We start from the raw sequence: 20,883 nt of genomic DNA on the forward strand, positions 1-20,883 counted from the left end.
GGTACGAGGCAGCCGCCGCCCGGCTTCGCCGCTGAGCACGCGACGACCTAGTGTGTGATCCGGAAGGGAAGAACAGCATGCGGATCGCTGTGCTCGGCGCCGTACAGGCATGGCACGACAACGGCCGTCCGATCCACCTCGGCGGACCGCGCCACCGGGAGGTTCTGGGGCGCCTCGTCGCCGCCCAGGGCCGCATGGTCACCACCGACACCCTGGTCGACGACCTGTGGGCCGACCCGCCGGCCGGCGCCGTGGGCGCACTGCGTACCTTCGTCGCCGCGCTACGCCGGGCCATCGAACCGGACCGGCCACCGCGCACACCGGCACGGGTGCTGGTCACCCAGGGGACCGGGTACCTGCTGCGGCTGCCGCGTGAAGCCGTGGACGTCCACCGCTTCCGGGACGCCCTGGCCGCAGCCCGCCGCTCTCCCGACAAGGCGGCGGGCCTCGGCGAGACGCTCGCCTTGTGGGACGGTCCGGCCTACGCCGACCTTCCCGACTCTCCGTGGGTCCGGCAGCAACGCCTTCAGCTGGAGGAACTGCGGCTGCAGAGCGTGGAGCTGAGGGCGGAGGCCCTGCTCACGTCCGGGGAAAGCACCGGCCTGGTCGCCGAACTGGGCGGACACGTCGCCGAGCACCCCTGGCGCGAGCCGGCCTGGGGTCTGCTGGCACGGGCGCTCCACCGCGACGGGCGCCAGGCCGAGGCCCTGGACACCCTGCGCAGGGCTCGCACGATGCTCGTGGAACAGCTGGGACTGGACCCCAGCCCGCAGATGCAGCGCCTGGAGACCGACATCCTCAACAGATCGCCCGACCTGGAACCGCCCGGAGAGCAGGCCCCGAGCAGTCCGAACGCCAAGCGGACCAGGCTGGGCCCACGTACGACCGTGGAAGTGGCCCGCACCCTCGCACTGGCCGGCGGCGACGCGCTCGTCGTCTCACGCCGCGACCGGCTGGCCGCCATCGCTGCCGCCGAACGTACGGGAGACGTCACGCTGACCGCGCGCGTCATCAGCGCCTACGACGTTCCCGCGATCTGGAGCCGCGCCGACGACCCCGCCCAGTCGCGTGCCGTCGTCGCCGCGGCCGAACGCACCCTGCTCCAAGTCGGCCCCGACGGTCCCGCCGACCTGCGCGCCCGGCTCCTCGCCACCATCGCCAACGAGAGCCGCAGCGCCGACGCCACCGGCACCGCCCTCGAAAACGCACACACGGCCGCACGCGCCGCCGAGGCCTTGGCACGAGACCTGAAGGACCCCGCCCTGCTCGCCTTCGCGCTCAACGGCGTGTTCCTGCAGTCCTTCACGCGTCCGGGCCTTGCCGCGCAGCGCGACGCGATCGGCGCCGAAATCCTCACACTGTCCAGCCATCAGGCGCTGCCGGCGTTCGAAATCCTGGGCCACCTCGTACGCCTGCAGGCCGCATCGGCGTTCGGTGACCTCACGACGGCCACCGAGCACGCCGAGGCAGCGGAGACGCTCGCCACCACCCACGAATCCCCGCTCGTCCCCGTCCTCACCGCATGGTTCCGGGCCCGCGTCACCGCTGCCCGCAGCGCCGAACCCGGCGGCCCGACCGCCGCAATGGCCGCTGCCGCCTACCGCGCCGCCGACAACGACCTGGCCGCAGCCGGTATGCCGGGGCTCCACCGCGGCCTGCTCCCGCTCGCCCTGCTCGGCCTCCGACTGCTGCACCACCGTCCCGCGCCCACCGACCCCACCCTCGACTGGGGGCCGTACCTGCCCTGGGCGGCGCCGCTGATCCTGCTGGCACAGGACCAGGCCGAGGAAGCGCGCGACGCCCTCTCCGCAGCACCCGAACCGCCCGGCGACCATATGCAGGAAGCACTCTGGTCCCTCACCGCGCACGCCGCAGCCATCCTGAACCAACCCGAGACCGCAACCCGCGCAGCAACGGCCCTGCGCACCGCGCAAACCGAACACGCGGGCGCAGCCAGCGGCATGCTCACCCTCGGGCCGGTGGAGCACTATCTCACCGAGGCCGAGGCTTGCACCCGACAACGCCACTCCTGACGTTGTGTCATGCATGTCGGCCTGCTGCTCATACTCCGTGGAGTGCTCGTTCTCGACTCATTGCGTATCTCCGGGGCTGGGGCTACGGCTGCCTTGACTGCGTTCCCCGGTGGGCATACGGAGAGGTCCCCTCCCGCGTACGGAGCCCGGGTGGTGCGTGGTCAGGGCCGTGCGGCCCCGTGGCTGATACCACGGGGCCGCACGGTGGTGGGGACACGAGGCCCCCTCCTCTTCTTCCTGCTCAGAAGCCGGTCCCAGGGCCGTCAGCGTCCGGTTCCAAGGCCACGCTGTACAGCGGGCGGTCCTCAATCCCCAGGGCGAGCATCAGCTCGTTGGTCGGAACCTTGTACCTGCGTCCGACGCGGAGGACGGGGCAGGGGAACTCGTCCTCGCGGATCAGCCGGTACGCGGTCGTCGAGGCGATCCCGAGCGCTCGGGCCGCCGTCCGCAGGTCCACTGCGACGGGCAGGTCGAACATCTCGGTGAAACTGAGTCGGCCATCTACCAGGTTCCTCATGCTCGCCTCCCCGCAGGGCGGACCGGCCGGGTGCCCACGCGGCGCCCGGACCGTCGCTTCTTGCAGGGACCGTGACGCGTCGAGCGGTCCCCCGCCCTGTGGTCGGTGTCGGGGACGGCTCCCCTGCGCAGATGCTCCGGGCGCACCCGGAAGCGCAGCGGGGCGTGCAGCCCGTCCGGGCCGTCCGGACGGTCGACCCGTACGTCCAAGCCCTTCTCGGCGGAAGCGTCCGCCTCCCCGTCGGACGTGGTGAGCGCGCGGTCCTGGGTGATGCGCTCGACCTGGGTGGAGGGGCGCTCCCGCAGGCCGTCGCGGGCGAAGCGCCACGCCCTGGTGCGCGCCGCGTGGATCAGGGAGGAGTCGGAGAGGCGGCTCGCGGCGTCCGGGGCTGCCAGCTCCTCCAGCAGGGCCAGGACCATCTCGGCCTCCACGTCCGACCGATCGGCACGCAGGCGTGTGCTGACGCGGTGGACCGTCCCGGTCAGCCTGGGCAGGGCCAGCCAGATCATCAGGAGCTTCCCGGTGCCGTGTGGAGTGACGTCGCTCAGCGCGGTGCGGATCACCTCCTTCCAGACCGCGGTGGCGAACTGCGGGTCGGAGCCCGGCCCGTACAAGGTCTCGTGCGTCTCGGCGGCGGTCAGCCGGACCGGCTCCCGCCCCTCGGTATCCGTAGGAACGAGCACAAGGACCGCGTCGCCGATCCGGGGTTCGTCGAAGTGCCGCCTCACCGAGGCGAACATACTGCTGGATGGTGGATACATCGTGAAATATCCTCTCTCTGAACTGAGGGTGCCGAAGGTGCCGGAGGTGTCGAGGTGCTGGACGGGCTGGAGTACTGCGGGGTGGTCACATCACCCCAGATATGGATGGAACGGGAAGTAGCCCCAGGTGCCCCAATTTGATGCGTACGTATGCGTACGTATGCGGTGTTGGTCTTGTTGACCGGTAATTGCTGCCTTCGACCGCGAGCGTGTGACAGGTGCGGAAAGGCCGCGGGCTCGCCGGTCGGAGGAGTTCGGAGGGGTGGGGCCGAGAGGAATGGGGCTGGGAGGGGTGGGTGCCCGCCCGGGACGGGCACCCACGAGCTGTCGAGCTCAGGCGGTCTCGGAGGACGAGGCGTCCGGCGCCTCGGTGGGCGGTGTCGCCGGCGTGGTGCCCACGGTCCGGCCGACTGCCCGGCGGCGGCGACTCGGCGGCCAGTCGGGCGACTGGCGCAGACGGCTCGCCCGACGGTTTCGCTGACGGTTGTTCATAGGCGCTGCGATTCCTTCCTGATGGGTCGACGGGTGACCAAGCTGCCGTCTCGCGCTTCTGCGAGCGGCTGGTGCCATCGTGCCCGGGGACGGGAGGAGGCCGCGGAGCGGAAACTGAGGGAAAACTGAGCCCTGGGGGCGTGAAGGAGCAAGCGCGTGTGAAGCGGCACACCGCAGCGCACGGATGAAGGGGCACCGTCGAAGGGGCCGGACCACTGCTTTCGGCGCGGAGAAGGGAAGGGCGATGGAGGGGCACGTGCTGGGCCCGGTCAGAGCCGAAGGGGACGGCGGCGGAGAGGTCTTCGGAGGTTCGAAGGCGGGCGCACTGTTCGCACTTCTGGTGACATCACCCGGCTGCCGGTGCACCAGGAAAGAGATCGCCGAAGTCCTCTGGGAGAGCGACGAGAAGGTCGACGGGCGGGTGAACCGTGCCGTCTCCGACCTGCGGAAGCAACTGGGCCAGGAGGTCGTGCCCCACGGCGGCAAGTCCGGTTACTGCACGCTTCGCGTGCCGGAGGGCGCCGTCGACCTGCTCCGCTTCCGGGACCGGGTGGCGAGAGCCGCAGGGCTGAACCCTCCGGAGCAGTTCGAACAACTCGATGCGGCCCTGGAGGAGTGGGACGGCGGCGAACCCCTGCGCGGGCTGACCGAGCGCGGCTTCCAACTGCGCCGGGAGGGGTTGCGGGCCGAGCTGATGGCCGCCGTGTACGCCCGGATGGAAGCCGCCTGGAGGTCCAGGGAGGAGAAATGGCTCCGGGAGGAGACGGGAAAATGGTTCGAGCGCGCACCGGAACTGTCCCAGGTCTTCCGGTACTACCTGCTCGCCCACGACGACCTGCCGGAGCACCGACGTGAACAGCTCATCAAGGTGTGGTCGGAGCGCAACGGTGATCCGGACGCCAACTTGCAGAGTGCCATCGACCTGGTCAGGGGAGTCGCCCGCCGGCCAGGCGGGACGCTCCTGCCGCCCGTACCCAAGCAGTTGCCCGGCAGCAGCCGCAGGCCGGTCGGGCAGGACGAACTGATCTGCAACCTCGTCGAGGCCGTGTGCGAGGAACAGGACGCCGGCAACCTGGCGCTGGTCCTCATCAGCGGCATGGCGGGTGTCGGCAAGAGCACGGTGGCCCACCACCTCGCCCGTCGGCTGCGGGAGCGGTTCCCCGACGGGGTGCTCTACGCCGGACTGAACGGGTTCGCCCACGAAGACGTGCGGCCCGCCGAACCGGACGAGGTCCTGGGCGGTTTCCTGGCCGCGCTGCCGCCCTACACCACGGTGACCGGGCCGGAGAGCAAGAGCAATGCGCTGCGGTCGGCACTGGCCCACCGCTCGGCACTCATCGTCCTCGACGACGCGCTCAACGCCCAGCAGGTGCTGCCGCTGCTCCCCGGAGACGGCACCTGTGCCGTGATCATCACCAGCCGCAACGACCTCTTGCGCCTTCAGTCCGAGAGAAAGGTGCTGTTTCGCAAAATGGAACCGCTGCAAGAAGCGGACGCGCTGGAGGTGCTTCAGGAGAAGGTGTCGGCCAAGGACCGGGCGATCCACGCCCAGGCCTTCAGCGATCTGGTCCGCCACTGCGGCCGACTGCCGCTGGCCCTCACCGTGGTGGCCCGGCTCCTGGACAGCGGTGTGCGCCCGCTGCGCACGATCCGCGCCCTGGCGCGGGAGATGGAGGAGGAGCGGGCGAGGCTGGAGACCTTGCACCTGCCAGAGCATGAACTGTCGGTCGGTGCCGCGCTGAACTGCTCCGTACGCGTGCTCGGTGAAGAAGCCCGGCTGCTGTTGTGGCAGCTCGCCGTCCACCCTGGACCCAGCGCTTCCTGGGAGGCGGTGATGGACCTCGGGAGGGTGGCGGGCGAAGGCGCGCGCACCGAACGGGCCTTGGCGGAGCTGGTGACGGCGAACCTGGTGGAACACCGGGGCGACCGTTACGTGCTGCACGACCTCGTGCGGGTCTTCGCCCGCCGGTGCGTACGGCCGGAACCGGGCGAGGAGGTGACTGACATCGAGCGGGCGACCGTACGGCAGGTGATGGAACATCAACTGCACAACGTCCGCGCCTGCGACCGGGTGCTCGACCACGAGCGCGCCCTGCCCATCGGCGAGCCGGACATGGTCACGGTCACGGACCCCGCGGATCCGGCGCAGGCGACTGCGTTCCTGGACGCGGAGTACGCCACTGTGCAGCGATGCATCCGATTAGCCATCGACCAGGGCATCGAACGGTACGCATGGCTGCTTCCCATGGCCCTGGGCACCTATCAGTGGCACCGTCGCCTCCTCGACGACGCCGAGAAGAACCTCCGGCACGCCGCCGACGCGGCGGAATCCGCCGCCGCCCCGGCCGATTGCGCCATGGTTCACCGAATGCTGGCAGGGACGCAGTGGCGGTCCGGCAAGTACGACTCGGCCGTGGGCTACCTGCGCCGGGCCGTCCGGCTCAGCGAGGAGGACCACAGCGAGGAAGGCCGGCTGAGTCTGGCCCGGTCGCTGCACCGGCTCGGGCTCACCCTGCGCAAGCAGGGCGACCGGGCGGGGGCGGAGGAAGCACTGTGCCAGGCACTGGAGTTGTGCCGGGAGGTGTTCGACACGGTGGGGGAGGCTGCCGCCCTGAACGCTCTCGGTGCGCTCCACCTCGACCGGGGCGACCACGAGCGGGCGCTCCGTCGGTGTGCCGACGCCCTTCGCGCGGTGGAGCGCACAACGGAGCGCAGTGGCCTGGCCGACGTGCTGTTCACCCTGGCCAAGGTGCACCTGGCCCGCTCCGAGCGGGACGAGGCCGTCACCCTGTACCGGCAGGCCTGCGACATCTACCGCGAACAAGACAACTGGCCCAACGAGGACAAGGCGCGGCTGCTCTTCGCGGACGTCCTGGTGTCCGCCGGTGAATCCGAGGATGCGGTAAGGGAGTTGGAGAGAGTCATCGTGCTGCGCGAGCTGATGGGCGGCGAAGGCGTACGTGAGGTCCGGGAGCGACTGGAAGGGCTGAGATAACCCGCCCGGCCGGCGATTGCCGGACCACCGTCACAGCCGGGGCGGATACGTGCGGTAGTACTCGGTCGGGTCGGGACGCAGCCGCTTCGGCGGCCGCCGCGAGCCCAGCCGGGGCAGGTACGGGCGGAGCTGGTCGAACACCTCGCGGACATCTGCAGGGCGCTCCTTCGCCTCTCGTCGGACCATTGACAGTGCGAGGGAGGCGAACTCCGGGGGGAGCGCGGCGAGCTTTTCGTCAGGCAGCACCGGGCCACCCGGTTCCGCCAATTCCTCCAGGCCGCCGTAGGGCAGCCGCATGACGGTCATTTCCAGCAGCATGCAGCCGAGGCCGAAGATGTCCGCCCGTTGTGTCAGACCCGAAGGGCACGCGTCGGACTGTTCGGGGGAGGCCCAGCCGCGCGTACCCCGGCTGTCGGACGTCCCCTCCCCGACCGTGATCGCTAGGCCCATGTCAATGAGGCGGAGACGGCCGTCCGGCTGCACGATGACGTTCTCGGGCTTGAGGTCGCAGTGCACCAGTTTCTGGTCGTGTACGTCCCGCAGGATTTCGCACAGTTGGCCGATGATGGACGCGATGACCTCAGGACGTCTGACGGGCAGGGCGTCCGACAGGACGTCATGCAGTTGGCGTCCCTCGATGAATTCCATGACCAGGCACCGGCGTCCTTGATGCGTTCCGGTTGCAATTATTTCGGGAATTGCCTGAACTCCCGTCAGTTTCCTCATCCGAGAACCCTCTTCGAGAAGCTCTTCTCCAGCCTCGGAAAAGATGCTTCTTGGGCCGAGATTCCGGGCCTTCTGGAGCTTCAGCGCCACTCTCTCCCCGCTCCTGCGGTCACGGCCCAGGAAAAGGTCACCCTGACCCCCGTCACCGACCATGTCCAGCACTTCGTAGCTCTTGTTCACATCGCCGATCTCTTCGATCTCCCTCATGGCCACCCTTCTTCCCTCCGTACAGAAATGGACAGAAATGGAGCAGGAAATGTCACAGTCATGGCTGCCCCCCGACGGGGCGACCCGCACCTCCGGAGTCATCACGGTATCCGCCGGGATGTTCAAGGGAGGAGAATTCCGGTGCCCCGCCGCCGACGCCCTCAAGGCCCGCGGCTACCACACCGCCGACCCCGTACCGCGCCGCCGCGAGCGGTTGGAGCATTTCGCGCTCGGCCCTTTCATGGCCGCCTGCGACGCCCGCTCCCGGCCCTCCGGCAGCCCGCTCCGGACACGTACCGCACCCCCGCACGACGGTCTGAGGACCTGGTCGGACCACGGCGTGAAGGCGTACGAAGCGGCCTTCCCCGCCGACCCGGAACGCCCCCTGAGCGAGGTCCCCGAGCCGTGGACGTACCGCTACCGGCCGTCCGGCCCCGACCCGCGGAACGCCCAGGAGTACCGCTTCACCGTGTGGGGCCGCTGCCTGGCCTCCGCCGACGGTGCCTACCGTGAACTCCGTCTGCCCGTGCACCGCCTGAACCGGGACGTGCCGCCCGACGGGTTCACCGCCGCCGTCGCCCTGGTGCTGGCCGAGGGCACCCCCGGGCCGCCGCCCGAGCACGTACGGATCGTGGAGTTCGCGCTGCTCGACGGCCGTACGCGAGAGCTCTTCGCCGGCAGTCGGGAGCAGGCGCTCGCCCGGTACCGCGAGCACGGCCCCGACGCCCTGGCCCGCGTGCTGGACGGACGGGAGTACCGCCCCGGTTCCGCCTGCTGCGGATGCCCCTACCTGTCGGTCTGCCCGGCCCTGCGTGCGGCGCCGGGACTGCTGGGCATCGAGGCGCCGGACCGGCCCCGGCGCACCTGGTCGGTGACCAACGGACGCAACTACCGGGCCTGCCCGGCCCGCGACCACATGCGCCGGCTGCACCTGCCCGCTGCGGACTCCGTCGAGCGCGAGGTGACGGCCGAGCGCGGCCGGGCCCTGCACGCCTACCTCGCCGACCGGCACGCCCACGGATCGCCACGACCGTGCACGGTCGAGATCCCCGAGGACTGGGTGCCGGACGGATTCGATCTGCCCGACCACGAACGCACGCTCGGCGCCCTCCTGTTGCGGCGGCACGCCGCGGTCTGCCCGCTGCGGTGCGTCGGGGACGGGACGGATGTGCGGACCGAACCCAGGGTGGTGCGGCACGACACCGCCGCCGACGTCGTGGTGATCGCCGCACCCGACCTGCTCTACCGGGACGCCGGCTCATGGGTGTGGCGTGAGACCAAGACCTCTGCCACCGACCGGCGGTCCCACCGCTCCCTGCTGGAGATCTACCCCCAACTTGCCCTGGCGGTCGTGCTGATCTCCCGCGGTGACCTGGGCGGCGCTCCGTCCCGTGCCCGGGTCGAGCTGGAGGTGCTGCGCCCCGGCGGTGCCGACCTGGAGATCATCGACCCTTTCGCCTCAGCCAACCGGACCGCGGCGGAGGGGGTTCTGCGGGCGATGGTGGCCGACTGGCACGGGGACGACCACTACGCGGCCGTACCCGGACGCTCATGCGAGCGGTGCGAAGTGGCCCGCTGGTGCTCGGCGTCGCCCGCCACCGAGGCCGCGGCATGAGGGCGGGGGCGGCCCGCCGGGCCGGCCGGCCGGACACCGGGGAGACGCCCGAGGACGTGGGCAGCGAACTCTTCCGCGAGCTCGCCCGCATGGTGGCGGCCCTCGCCGAGGTCCAGGGGCTCCGCTCGTTCGCCCTGCCCTATCCCGGCCTCGCCCAGCGTGCGCTGGACCGCACGGTGATGCACTGCCTCGACGTCGGGGAGACACCGCCGAGGAGCCTTCCGGAGCTGTGGGAGTGGTGCCGGACCAAGCCGGCCGGCGATCCGCTCTTCGCGGTTCCCGGCTCCCTGGTCACCCCGGGCACGACGCTGGTGCACCCGATCGGCCGGATGCCGACCAGGTCGTGCCTCGAAGTCGCCTCCCACGGTCCGGACGGGGGCGTGGCGGCGCATGCCCGCGCGCTTCTGGGCGACCTGGAAGCGCGGTGCGGAGCGGGTGAGCGCTACCGGCAGTGCCGGAGGTTCCTGGCCCGCCACCCGGTGGTCCAGCAGCGGGACCGCTTCGGGCTCGGCTGGAGCAAGACCATCTGGAACCGGGTCAAGGACCTCTACGGGCCGCTGCCCGAATCCCTGCTCGTCGACGGCGTCTTCCTGCGCTGCCCCTCGTGCGGGCTCCCCGCGTTGCCCCGGGGCGGGACCGTGCCGGTACCCGGGCCGTCCGCCACCGATGCCGATATCTGGTGCGAGGGTGAGGAATGCCCGCGTGCCGCCCCTCCGGAACTGATCCGCGATCCGGACCAGGCGTGGATCCTGCGGCGTTCGCTGCGGGCGTTCCTCGTACTGCCGTACCGGACCGAAGAGGCCGCCCGGGACGCACTGGGCCGCGCCGGGATCGACCACGAGGCCCTGTCGGGGCCTCTGTCCGCCTACCGGCTGAGGGACACCGGCCCCGCAATCGTGGACATCCAGGTGTACGACCGCCTGCAGCCGGCCCTCCTTGCCGCACATCTCACCGACAGCGCCCACCTCGCGGACCGCACCTTCGTCGTGGTCCCTGACGCGCTCGCCGGGCGGGACGGCTACCGGGAGGCCTTCGCCGAAGCCCTTCCCGCGCTCCTGCGGGACCGGCTGGTGCTCACCACACCCGTGGACCTCGTGCCCGACCTGGGGCGGGCCCGGAGAGAGGAGAAGGACGATGCGTAGCATCACCTCACCCCTGACCGACGTGCTCAGCGCACTCAAGGCGTTCCTGGGGCCGTCCGTCCCTCAGCCCGCCCTGGAATCCCTCTGCCAGGTGGAACTCGGCCTCTACCTTCAGCAGAAGCTGATGCCGGGCAGCCCCGCGGGCAGCGCCTGGGTGCTGTTCAGCGGATACGGGTTCGCCGAGGCGTACGGAACGCCGCTGCCACCGAACGCCGCGCAGACGCTGCGCGTCGCCCGGTACTCGCTGTGGACCCTGCGCAGGAGCCGTGCTTGGGAAGAGGCACTGGAGAGTTACCAGCTGTTCGACCCCAGGGTGCGCGGATACGACGTACCGGATAACGAGTCGCCCGCCATCCGCCGCGAACTCTCCGTCGCCGGCGACCGCTTCCCCGTCTACGAGCAACTGCTGCGTGCCGCGCCGCCGCTGGCGGGCAAACGCATGCCGGTCGCGGGCCAGGGCCCGCACGCCTTCCCCGTCAGCCGCACCATGGCCGTCGTCGACCTGCCGCCCGTCCCCCACACCCCCCTCGACACCCACGACATGGACCTGGAACCGGTCGGCGGCGGAGAGCCCCTGGCCTTCACCAGGAAGAGCCTGGAGCGCACCGCGGCGGAGATGGACGCCACGCACGCCCGCACCGGCGAGGGAAGGCCGCCGCGCTGGCTGGAGCGGCTGCGGGCCTTCGACCTGTCCACCAAGCAGAACGGTACGTTCCGCAAGGCCGGCAAGGACGAGGACTTCACGTTCACGGTCGACGGGATCCAGCACCTGCTCGGCATCGTCGGCGCGGGCAAGAGCACACTGCGCGACATCATCGCCGTCCATCTCGCCAAGCTCGGCAAGCGCACCACCATCGTGGTCACCGACGTCGCGGAGGTGCTGAAGCTCGTCCGGCTCTACAACCTCTACACCGACGACGCCGCCGCGCCCGTGCTCGGCTCCTCCGGCCGGGAGCGGCACGCTCAGCGGCTGCACCGCCGCCTGGCGGGCCGGGGCGAGCACCGGCTGCTCGCCCACGACGACCCTGCCTTCGCCTACCTCGGGACCTCCTGCGTGCTCAACGTCAAGCGGCAGGGTGCCACTTCGTCCACCGAGCCGCTTGCCTTCGGCGAGGCGCCCTGCTCCCGGCTCCGGCCACCGTCGGACCCCCGGCGCTACAAGGGCGGCGGACGAGCCTCCGAATGGCAGAAGAGGTCGACGGCCTGCCCGTACTGGTCCGCCTGCCCCCGGCACCACGGGGCCCGCGCCCTGGTCGGCGCCCTGATCTGGGTCGCCACGCCGGCCGGACTGATCGACGCCGCGCCGCCCCGCCCCCAGAACGGCGAGCGCATCCGCTACCTCGAACTCGCCTGCCGCCGCAGCGACCTCGTGATCGTCGACGAGGCGGACCGCGTGCAGATGCAGCTCGACCAGACCTTCGCACCCGCCGTCGTCCTCGCCAGCGACGAGGACAAGGGCCTCATCGACCAGCTGAGCCGGCACAAGATCCGTGAACTCGCGGCGAGCGGACGCACCCAGCTCTCCGAACGGGACGTGGAGACCTTCGCCGCCGCCCTCAACACCGCCGGATCGGCCACCGACCGGCTGTACGCGATGCTCGTCGCCGGATACGAGCTGCGCGACTGGGTGCGGACGGGCTACTTCAGCGCCTGGACGCTCCAGCTCGGACTGCTCGACGAACGCTACGAACTCCCCGACGGCAGCGGACCGGAACACCGGAACCACGCCCCCAGGCAGGCCCTCGGCAAGCTTTTCGACGCCTTCCGCGACAACCCCTTCGGCGACCGCCGCCGCAGGACGGAGGAGGACTTCAGCCGGCTCACCGCCGTCCTCAACGAACTGCTCCACACCGGCAACCCGGAGAACACCCGGCGCCATCTGGCCGAGGTCATGGACGAGGTCTTCCACATCGACCCGCAGTACATGGCCGCCCGAAAACAGGAGTACAAGGAGACGTACGAAGAGTGGCAGCGCGAGGAGGAGGAACGGCACAACAAGCGCGGGCGCCGCCGGAAGCCCAAGCCACCGCCCCAGACCCCCGAGCAGTGGCGGCACAAGCTCGCCGAACGCTTCGAGTTCACGCTGCTGCTCAGCGCCCTGGAACCCCGGCTCGCCATGATCAACGCCATGTGGCCCCGCGTCGAGGCCGCCCTCAGCCTGGGCTACAACACGATGTACCGAAGGCCGCTCGACTACGGCCCGATGGTGCCCGAGGCCCCGATGGGCAACGTACTCGGCTTCCAGTTCCGGGTCCCGGGCGAGGACGAGGGCGGCGTCCGAAGCGGCGAGCTGACCTTCTTCCGCTGCAGCGGCGTCGGACGTGAGCTGCTGCGCGCCATGCCCCACCTCGCCTCCGTCGACGGCAGGCCCGGCGCCCATCTGCTGCTCATGTCCGGCAGCAGCTGGGCGGGCGCGTCCAGCCGCTACCACGTCTGCGTCCCGGTCGGTGTGATCATCGAACCTCCGGCCGCGGTGACCGAACGTATCGCGGACGAGAGCCTGATGCGCTTCGAGTTCATCGACGACGGCGACGAGAAGCTGCGCCTGTCGGGAACCCACCCGGACGACCGCCCCGAGAAGCTGCGCCGCATCGCCACCCACCTCGGCGCGGGGGAGTACGACGCCCCCGAAGGCGGCCCACTGCAGCGCGAGTTCCTCTCCCTTCCCTCGGGACGCGACCAGATCCTCCTGCTGGTCGGCAGCTACGCCGAGGCGCGCATAGTGGCCGACACCCTGCACAACCTCAACTCCCGCTGGCGCGACAGCGTGCTGTGCCTGGTCTCGGACGACGAGGAAATCGACCCGGAGGACGAGGCGCCGTCCGCCTACCGCGCCCGGTCACTGCGCCGGGGCGACGTCGAGCACCTCAAGGACCTGGAGGCGGACATTCTCGTGGCGCCCCTGCTGGCCGTGGAGCGGGGCCACAACATCCTCAACGACTACGACGAGGCGGCCATCGGCACGGTCTACTTCCTGGCACGGCCCAATCCGCACCCCGAAGACCTGTCCCTGGCCGTACACGCCGTCAACGACTGGATCGTCCGCGCCATCACCGGCGGTGACTTCGACACCTGGGTACGGGGACAGGCCACCGTCGAGGAAGGTGCCGACGAGGTCCGCCGCCTCGCCCGATCGCGCTGGTACCAGGTGCTCGCCCGCTCGATGGCGTGGAGCCGCCTCGACGACGAGGTACGGGAGCAGGTCACCTGGGACATGCTGGTCCTGATGTGGCAGGTGATCGGACGGCTGGTGCGCGGCGGCGTACCGGCCCGGGTGGTCTTCGTCGACGCCGCCTTCGCCCCGAACCTCGGGGCCGTACCACCGCGAACCGACACCCCCGAGTCCAGCCTGCTGCACAGCGTGCTCGCCGTCCTGGACCCGTACTTCGACGGCGGCACGAAGAGCGCAGAGGAGCAGTTCATCGCCCGCGCCCTGTACGAACCGCTCCGGCGCATGCTCACCCGTCTGCTCGCCCCTGCTCCCGCCCCGGCCCACCCGTAAGCGCCGAATCCCGGCTTTCAGGAGGCAATTTCGTGTATCGCACCATTCGTGTCGCGGCTTACGAGCCCGACCCGCTCCATGGACCGTGGCGGCAGGAGATGAGGGTGCTGCGCCTCGGCGAGGAGTTGCACACCGAACTGACCAGGATGCACGCCGAGGCCGACAAGGGCTCCGGCCGTACCGACAAGGGCTCCGGCCGCCCCGACCGGCTCCCTGTACGCAGGCTCAACTCCCTGCTCCAGGCGATGGCCCCCGGTGTCATCGCGACCGGCCGCAACGCCGGCACGGACGGCCGCCTGCCATGGCTCTACGCGCGAGAAGCCGTCCCGCCGGAGGTGCTGGCCCCGGTGATCGGCACCTGGGCGGCGGGCATGTACCGGGAGGAGGACGACATCGAAGGCGCCGATCTGGAGGAGAGGCTCCGCTCCGGCGACCCGGCCGAGGCGATCCAGCTGCCGCATTGGGAGGCCGAACCGGTCGACCTCGCCGAGACCGTGACTTCGGCAGGCGGAACCGCCGAACCCGCCGCACGGCTCTACGGCCTGCTGCCCGAATGGGTCGCCTTCCGGCTGGCCGCCCGGACGTTCCGCACCGGGGGCACCACACTCCACTTCCGCGTCGAGAGCTCGGGCAACGGTGCGCGGCTCGTCTCCTGGCCGCCCCAGCGGTACGAGCGCCGCGAGCAGACCTGGTACTACTCGGCCTGCCTCGACATCACGGTCCACACGGTGCCGTTCGCCCCACGGTTCCGCGTTCACGTGTCCACCCGGGTACGCCGGTGGGCCACCCGGCTTGACGTACGCCCCCACCAGCTCGGCGGCACGACCGTCCTGCTCGATGCTCCGCTGCCGTGGCCGGGAGGACCGGACCGGAGCCACCGGCTGATGGTGAACACCCTCGGCTACGACCGGCGGCTGAACGAACTGGCCTGGCGCCGTCACAGCCCCGCACCGCTCGTGCCCGAACTGGACATCGTGCGCAACTACCCGCAGCCGACTGCGCTCTTCACCCACCCGGAACGCTGGATCAACGGATCCGGGGACGTGGCCGCCGGCATCGTCCACCACCCATCGATCGGCCCGCACAAGGTCGGACCCGGGCTGATGCCACGGGAGCGGGCGGATCTGGACGCCTGGGTCGAGGAAGGGCTGCGCCCCATGCTGACCCGCGTCCCCGATCTCACGCGAGTAACCAGGAGCAATACTCCCTCGCTGTTGCCCCGTTCGGGTGCCGGCCGTGGTCCGGGCGTCCGGGACGCGCAGCTGGCCCTGCAGCGGCGGGCGGCGCTGACGCGCGCACTGAACGGCCGCCCTCTGGAGATCGACATCTTCTGGCAGTCCCCGGAAACCCGTGCCGCACTGCTCGCGGAACTGCCCAAGCTCATCGGCTTCCCTCCCGGGGAGAAAGCGGGCCCGGCCGACGACGACACCTGGCAGTGGCGGGCCGAGGGGATCGAGATCCGTGTACGAGCCCGGCCCGCGGGGCCCCTGGCCGACGCACTGCCGGTCTCCCGGGAGCGCAAACGCCCCAGGGCCGTCCGGCTGGCCGAAGCCGTCGAAGGGCGCTGCCGGCTCGTGGCGGACCGGACGGCCGCGCGTCCCGCCGGGGCCGGAGTCGTGCTCGCGGAGATCGCCGGCAAGGAGCGCTTCGCCGCCGTCCCCGACTCCGACCCCAAGCACGCGCTGCGCATCGCCTGGGCGCGGCAGGGCCTGCTGAGCCAGTTCGTCAACCTGCCCGACGACACCGACAGCGGCCTGGAGCACCGGGCCAGGTGGACCTGGCTGGACGCCTTCCGGCAGCTCGGCGCGATCAGCCCGCCCGCCCACCGGGTGGGAGCAGGAGTTCCCGGCGATCTTCAGTACGTGGCGCTCTGGCTTGTACGCCACACCAGGAAGGGACCCACGCGGTGCCCCGCCCGCCGGCTGGTCGCGGTGCGGGTCCGCCCCGGAGACGGGCCGGGCGTCATCGAGGGGTGGGATGCCGAGCGCGCCGAATGGGTGCCCTACCCGAAGCTGTTGCTGCTGCTCTCCCAGACAGTGGAACCGGTGGCGGTGGAGAGGGCTGGGACGGGAGGCTCTGATGATGGCGCGGCCGCCCGGGGAGGGCACCGGCCCGCTGCCCGCCCGGGCGTGGAGCAGCACAGGCAGCGGGAGACCGAGCGGCAGATCCGCGCGCTGCTCTTCCAGCTCCGCGACCGCCCGACGCTCCTGCTGGCGGACGCGGGCAATCTGCGCCAGTGCTGGCCCGGCCTGCGCAACGGCGAACTGGTCCGCGACATGCTCGGCTTCGGCACCGAACCCGCCCAGCGCCACACGCTGTACGGCGACGACTTGCGGGTGGTGCTCGTACGGGACGCCAACGCGCGGGAGGAAGTGGCGGAGTGGTACGCCCACGACACCAAGGGCAGGGTCGGCTTCGCCGAGGGAGTGTGGGGGACGGCGGAGACGGAAAGCCGTGTCTTCGCGAGTACGGCCTCGACCCCGCACACGGTGGCGAAACTGCCGAAGGGACTCATGAAGCTGGCGCCCACGGCACAGGGCCGGACAGCACCCGGGAAGACCGCCTGGAACCCCGGACAGCTGGAGATCACCGTGCTCGGCTGCCTGTCGGAGAAGGCGCTGGCGGACTCGGGGCGTGCAGGGGACCTGCCCGACCGCCCGGCGGAGTGGGCGACGCTCACGCACCAGCTGCGCTACCACGATGACTACCCGCCGCTCGCCCGGCCCCTGCCGCTGCACCTGGCGCGCCTTGCCGGTCAATACGTGCTTCCGGTGGCCGGAACGAAGGAGGAGAGGGGCACGTCATCCGCTCCATGAGCGAGGCTGTTGAGGCCAACGTCATTTGCTGTTTGTCATAGGGGACGGGGACGACGCGGCGGCAGAAACCCCTTGCGGGGCCGGCTACTGCCGGCCCCGCAAGGGCGGAGACGACCACGTCATGCGTGCCTTCCGGTCGGTCAGGAGGCGGAAGGCGTGACAGCGGTGCTGTTCGCACCTCACCGCTCATGGTGCGGGCCGGGTCCGCGATGGCATATCCGTAATTCGGATCCCGTACCCGCGGGCAGGGGTGAGATCTACAGGAACTGTGCCCGTCGTCAGGTGGCGTATAGCGGTACGGCCGTCTCGGAATTCCTGGGGAGTTCAGTGCTGCCTGGGCCAGGGGTAAAATGGGCGTAGAGATCGCCCTGTGGCAGTGCGGACTGTGCGGAAAGCAGCTTAATTCAGCGCGCCAGAGAAAAAGAAGGAAAACGGATGGGATCGAAAGCGGTCATTGTGGCGTTCGTGGAGGAAGACTCGCGAGGGGTGTTCCGGCGCGATCTGAAGATTGACCAGCGTGAATCGAAGCTGCTGGCTGAGGGAGTTCTCGGGGCGACGGCCTGCGAATCGGAGATTCTTCCCCTGTCCCTGGCGGCCTGGCCCGACCCTGGGACCGTATGCGCGGCATCTTATTCAGGCCTCGAAGTCATCTGTTCTCGCAACTTCGCAAAGCCGAACCCCAGTCAGCTGACTGAAGATATCGTGCGTCGTGCAGGTGGTCGAACCGCCTACGGTGTATTCATGCACAGTGCGGACGACTGGGCATCCTTCGCCGTATGTTCGGGCGGCGAGCTGGTGCGTTCGGTGAGTTTGAGCCCGGACTCCGGAATCACGGAAAATCTGGGCGAGTATCTCCCGTTCGAGCTGCCCTTCTGGAATGGGGAGCATTCCGCTGGAGAGTCAGAATATGCTCTCCCCTTCCATCCCGTAGACTTCGGGAATGAAGCGCTGCGGGAACTCTTCGGGTTCATCCTCGAAGGGTACGAAGACCCCTCGTGCGTCAACCCCGAAGACATCGAGATCCCGGCTTTCAGCATCAGTCGGTAGCCTGCATGCGGCTACCGATTGGTGGCTTACGGTGAATGCGGATTCCTGTGTCGACTGACTGCCGCAGCTCGCCGCAGAAGCCCTGCCGAAAGGCAGGGCTTCTGCCGTTTTACAAGCGGAGCGAGGTAGTCGCATCGGAGTGACGGGCTCGTGCTGATGGGGCGTCAGTTGTGTTGCTCCGCTGGCCGGAACCCTTGTGCCGACTCGCTGTTCGGAGGATTTGGCCGAGGTGGCTCTGGGCGGCCGCTCGGCTCGCCCGGTGGCCGTGGACTGCGGCGGTTGCCAGGTGCAGGATGAGTGAGGCGACCGATACCCCGTCAGTGGTGCTCGGTTGGCTGTCTCCTCAGGGGGCGTGTCGTGGGGCGAAAGGGAAACGGTTCGTCTGGCGGTGCCACGCGGGCGTCGCGGGCGTCGCGGTCGTTGGGCACCGGTGCGGCTGTGGGTGTCACTGTGGTGGTGCTGGTGCTTGCCAATCTGGTCAACGGCCGGTGGGCGCCGTCGTTCGGGGTGCTGACCGCTGTTGTGGTCAGTGTGTTGCTGGCGGGGGTGCTGTTTTGGGCCGGGGGCACCTGGGCGGATGCGGGGCTCGATGCTGCGGCGCTGAAGCGGGGCGCGCGGTGGGCGTTGGTGCTGATCGGGCTGGTGGGCGTGGGGTATGCGGCGGTGGCGCTGCTGCCGGTCACGCGGGGTCTGTTCGCGGATGAGCGGTACGGCGGGCTGACCGGCGGCCAGGTGGCGTTGCGTGTCCTGGTGACGGTGCCGGTGGGGACGGTGCTGCTGGAGGAGGTCGCCTTCCGGGGTGTGCTGTACGGCCTGGTGCGCCGGGCCGGGGGCGTGGTGTGGGCGACGGCCGTGTCGAGTGTGCTGTTCGGGTTGTGGCATGTCCTGCCGTCGCTGGGGTTGGCGACGGACAAGCCCGCCCTGACGCCGCTGTTCGGGCGTTCCGCGCTCGGTGCGGCGGTCGCCGTGGTGGCGGCGGTGCTGTTCACCGGGGCGGCGGGTGTGCTCTTGTGCGAGCTGCGCCGCCGTAGCGGAAGCCTGTTGGCGCCCATGGGTCTGCATTGGGCGGTCAACGCGTTCGGTTACCTGGCCGGCTTCCTGCTGCGGTGACCGGGCGGGTCAGGGGGCAGGCGTGCGTGCCCGTACCACTTCTGCAGGGTGCGTACGTGGTCACTTCTCGGCGGTGATGGCGTCTTTGAGGCGGCCGAGGTCCTGCGTGGTGACGTCCGGGGGCCGCATCACGGCGTTCCACGCGTCCACGTACTCGGTGGTGTAGGTGTGGCCGTGGCCGCTGGGGACGTCGGTGGAGAACGGAAGGTCCGCGGTGACCTGCCAGAAGGTCACGAACGGCAGCCACACCATGGATTCGAGCACGTCCTTGCCCGGGTGCTGGCCGATCCAGTCCGGTTCGCGGTAGACCAGGTGCGGGCTCCACCAGACGATCGGGTCGGACGGGTGCATGAGGTACAGGACGCGGCTGCCGTTCCAGGGCCGGTCCGACGGCGGGATCTGTGCGGCCGGACTGTTGGCGAACCGCACGGTCCGCCCGTCCTTGTAGACGGGCTGCACCTCGGGGCTGCCGGCGTCACGGCGGTCGCTGAACTCCCGAAACAGCGTATTGAAGGCCGGCGGCCCGGCGAACAGCGTGCCCGCGGTGCGGTTGCGCAGGTCGTACTCGCCGCTGAAAGCGGTCTCGCCGCCGAACGAGCCCAGGCTCTCCCCGCTGACGAACAGCCGGGGCCGCCGGTCGGACGGCAGTTTCGACCACGTGTCGTACACGGCGTCGAAGAGAGCACGGCCCGCCTCGCGGGCCTTGCTCTGATCGACCAGGTAGGAGAGCCACGAGGGGAGGTAGGAGTACTGGGTCGCGATGGTGGCGGAATCACCGCCGCTGAGGTACTCGAAGGTGTCCACCGCGGCCGGGTCGACCCAGCCGCTTCCGGTCGTCGTCACCACGAGCAGGTTCTTGCGCTCAAAGCCGCCTTGACGGGTCAGGTCGGCGACCGCTTTGGCGGCACGGGACTCCGCGTTGCCGGATGACGCCAGCCCGGCGTAGGACCGGACCGGTTCCTGCGCCGGGCGGCCGGTGAACTTCTCGATGGCAGCCGCCGACGGGCCGGTGCCGGTGAAGTTGCGCCCCTGCAGGCCCAGCGAGTCCCACGGTACGAGCGAGCCCGGCCCGCCCGAACGCAGGGTCGTCGTGGGCCGCTGCGCCCCTTCCTCGGTCGTGGTGTCCCGCAGCGAGAAGGTCTGGTTGGCGAGGCCGACCAAGCCGTCGAGCAGGACTCCGGTGACGATCGCCCAGACGAGGGCGGCAACTGCGGTCCAGCCGACGGCGGACGCGGCACGCGGCCCGATCCAGTGCTTGAGCAGGCGCACGAGCCGGCGGTACAGGCCGCGGACGCCACGCGCGGTCAGCAGCAGGAGGCAGAAAACCAGTGCGGCGATGAGGGGGGAGGCGACGGCGAGGGGGACGTCGTAGTCCTTCACTCCCATCAGCCGGCGGATCTGGTACTGCCAGTACTGCCCGAAGCCGAAGAACAGGCCGAACAGGATGACGGCGCTGAGGAAGAAGGCGGGCCATGACCTGCGCTGCGGGGGCCGCGGTTCCCGGTCGGCGAAGGCGCGCCACATCCTCGCGGCGAGCACACCGGCCGCGTAGCCGAGGGCTGCGTTGATGCCACAGATCAAGCCCTGCAGGATGCCGCCGCGGGGGAGCAGCGACGGGGTGAAGGAGAGGCAGGCGAACAGGAGCGCGCCCCAGCTCCCGGGGAGCGTGACGGACCACAGCTTCCGGCGCTTACGGGGCTTCGGCGACGGACCGGAACCCTCGGCCGCTGCTGCGGTGTCCGCAATATCCGAGGTGTTCGAGGTGTTCGAGGTGTTCGTGGTGTCCGCGGCGTTCGAGGTGTTCGTGGTGTCCGCGTGCGGGGGTGGGGTGTCCGGTGATCCTGATATGTCTCCCGCCATGGCTACCTCCGTCCGAATGGCCCCACCAGGACGGCACCCCAACCGGTGCCACCACTGAGG

The 20,883-nt window shown here is 70.4% G+C and carries 12 protein-coding genes; 8 read left to right on the forward strand and 4 right to left on the reverse strand.

Features of this window, described 5'->3' with window-relative positions:
• Positions 1–77 precede the first annotated feature (77 nt).
• Entirely contained in the window at positions 78–2,033 is a 1,956-nt protein-coding gene (locus A6A06_RS08205; RefSeq protein WP_073760512.1) for an AfsR/SARP family transcriptional regulator, read from the forward strand.
• A 241-nt stretch (positions 2,034–2,274) separates the two neighbouring features.
• Here A6A06_RS08205 and A6A06_RS08210 read toward each other — a convergent pair whose 3' ends face one another.
• Together A6A06_RS08210 and A6A06_RS08215 are read right to left on the reverse strand one after the other, a co-directional pair.
• On the reverse strand, positions 2,275–2,550 hold the full coding sequence (locus A6A06_RS08210; RefSeq protein WP_073760513.1) for a helix-turn-helix transcriptional regulator: 276 nt from the start codon (positions 2,548–2,550) through the stop codon (positions 2,275–2,277).
• The gene (locus A6A06_RS08215) at positions 2,547–3,290 is read right to left on the reverse strand and encodes a hypothetical protein (RefSeq protein WP_073760514.1); all 744 of its coding nucleotides are present in this window, start codon (positions 3,288–3,290) and stop codon (positions 2,547–2,549) included. The genes A6A06_RS08210 and A6A06_RS08215 overlap by 4 nt, the downstream gene beginning before the upstream one ends.
• Before the next feature lie 757 nt (positions 3,291–4,047).
• On the opposite strand from A6A06_RS08215, the gene A6A06_RS08220 reads away from it, so the two are divergent.
• Complete coding sequence (locus A6A06_RS08220; protein WP_073760515.1) at positions 4,048–6,798, forward strand: AfsR/SARP family transcriptional regulator; 2,751 nt, start codon at positions 4,048–4,050, stop codon at positions 6,796–6,798.
• A 30-nt stretch (positions 6,799–6,828) separates the two neighbouring features.
• On the opposite strand, the gene A6A06_RS08225 is transcribed toward A6A06_RS08220, so the two are convergent.
• Positions 6,829–7,731, reverse strand: a complete 903-nt coding sequence (locus A6A06_RS08225) for a serine/threonine protein kinase (RefSeq protein ID WP_199930753.1) — start codon at positions 7,729–7,731, stop codon at positions 6,829–6,831.
• Between the two features lie 49 nt (positions 7,732–7,780).
• Between A6A06_RS08225 and A6A06_RS08230 the strand changes: the two genes are divergently transcribed.
• The 6 genes from A6A06_RS08230 (at position 7,781) to A6A06_RS08255 (ending at position 18,963) form a co-directional block, all read left to right on the forward strand.
• Positions 7,781–9,346 carry a PD-(D/E)XK nuclease family protein gene (locus tag A6A06_RS08230; protein WP_073760517.1) on the forward strand — a complete coding sequence of 522 codons (1,566 nt, stop codon included), beginning with the start codon at positions 7,781–7,783 and terminating at the stop codon, positions 9,344–9,346.
• Positions 9,283–10,488, forward strand: coding sequence for a hypothetical protein (locus A6A06_RS08235; RefSeq protein WP_199930754.1), 1,206 nt, complete (start codon positions 9,283–9,285; stop codon positions 10,486–10,488). Before A6A06_RS08230 ends, A6A06_RS08235 begins: the two co-directional genes overlap by 64 nt.
• Positions 10,481–13,990 (forward strand): hypothetical protein, encoded by a 3,510-nt coding sequence (locus A6A06_RS08240; protein ID WP_073760519.1) that lies wholly within the window; start codon positions 10,481–10,483, stop codon positions 13,988–13,990. Before A6A06_RS08235 ends, A6A06_RS08240 begins: the two co-directional genes overlap by 8 nt.
• Before the next feature lie 32 nt (positions 13,991–14,022).
• On the forward strand, positions 14,023–16,806 hold the full coding sequence (locus A6A06_RS08245; RefSeq protein WP_199930755.1) for a pPIWI_RE module domain-containing protein: 2,784 nt from the start codon (positions 14,023–14,025) through the stop codon (positions 16,804–16,806).
• A 435-nt stretch (positions 16,807–17,241) separates the two neighbouring features.
• Positions 17,242–17,853 (forward strand): DUF6928 family protein, encoded by a 612-nt coding sequence (locus A6A06_RS41515; protein WP_073760521.1) that lies wholly within the window; start codon positions 17,242–17,244, stop codon positions 17,851–17,853.
• 438 nt (positions 17,854–18,291) lie between these two features.
• A complete protein-coding gene (locus A6A06_RS08255) occupies positions 18,292–18,963 on the forward strand; it encodes a CPBP family intramembrane glutamic endopeptidase (protein WP_079193879.1) in 672 nt (223 codons plus the stop codon).
• A 60-nt stretch (positions 18,964–19,023) separates the two neighbouring features.
• Here A6A06_RS08255 and A6A06_RS08260 read toward each other — a convergent pair whose 3' ends face one another.
• The gene (locus A6A06_RS08260) at positions 19,024–20,823 is read right to left on the reverse strand and encodes an alpha/beta hydrolase (RefSeq protein WP_199930756.1); all 1,800 of its coding nucleotides are present in this window, start codon (positions 20,821–20,823) and stop codon (positions 19,024–19,026) included.
• Between the last annotated feature and the right edge of the window lie 60 nt (positions 20,824–20,883).

Source organism: Streptomyces sp. CB02923 (genome assembly GCF_001905005.1).
Classification (GTDB): Bacteria; Actinomycetota; Actinomycetes; order Streptomycetales; family Streptomycetaceae; genus Streptomyces.

Excerpts from the sequence above, each read along its gene's own strand:
- A6A06_RS08205 (WP_073760512.1), top strand. The coding sequence starts at position 78 with ATGCGGATCGCTGTGCTCGGCGCCGTACAGGCATGGCACGACAACGGC.
- A6A06_RS08210 (WP_073760513.1), bottom strand. The coding sequence starts at position 2,550 with ATGAGGAACCTGGTAGATGGCCGACTCAGTTTCACCGAGATGTTCGAC.
- A6A06_RS08215 (WP_073760514.1), bottom strand. The coding sequence starts at position 3,290 with ATGTTCGCCTCGGTGAGGCGGCACTTCGACGAACCCCGGATCGGCGAC.
- A6A06_RS08220 (WP_073760515.1), top strand. The coding sequence starts at position 4,048 with ATGGAGGGGCACGTGCTGGGCCCGGTCAGAGCCGAAGGGGACGGCGGC.
- A6A06_RS08225 (WP_199930753.1), bottom strand. The coding sequence starts at position 7,731 with ATGAGGGAGATCGAAGAGATCGGCGATGTGAACAAGAGCTACGAAGTG.
- A6A06_RS08230 (WP_073760517.1), top strand. The coding sequence starts at position 7,781 with ATGTCACAGTCATGGCTGCCCCCCGACGGGGCGACCCGCACCTCCGGA.
- A6A06_RS08235 (WP_199930754.1), top strand. The coding sequence starts at position 9,283 with ATGCGAGCGGTGCGAAGTGGCCCGCTGGTGCTCGGCGTCGCCCGCCAC.
- A6A06_RS08240 (WP_073760519.1), top strand. The coding sequence starts at position 10,481 with ATGCGTAGCATCACCTCACCCCTGACCGACGTGCTCAGCGCACTCAAG.
- A6A06_RS41515 (WP_073760521.1), top strand. The coding sequence starts at position 17,242 with ATGGGATCGAAAGCGGTCATTGTGGCGTTCGTGGAGGAAGACTCGCGA.
- A6A06_RS08260 (WP_199930756.1), bottom strand. The coding sequence starts at position 20,823 with ATGGCGGGAGACATATCAGGATCACCGGACACCCCACCCCCGCACGCG.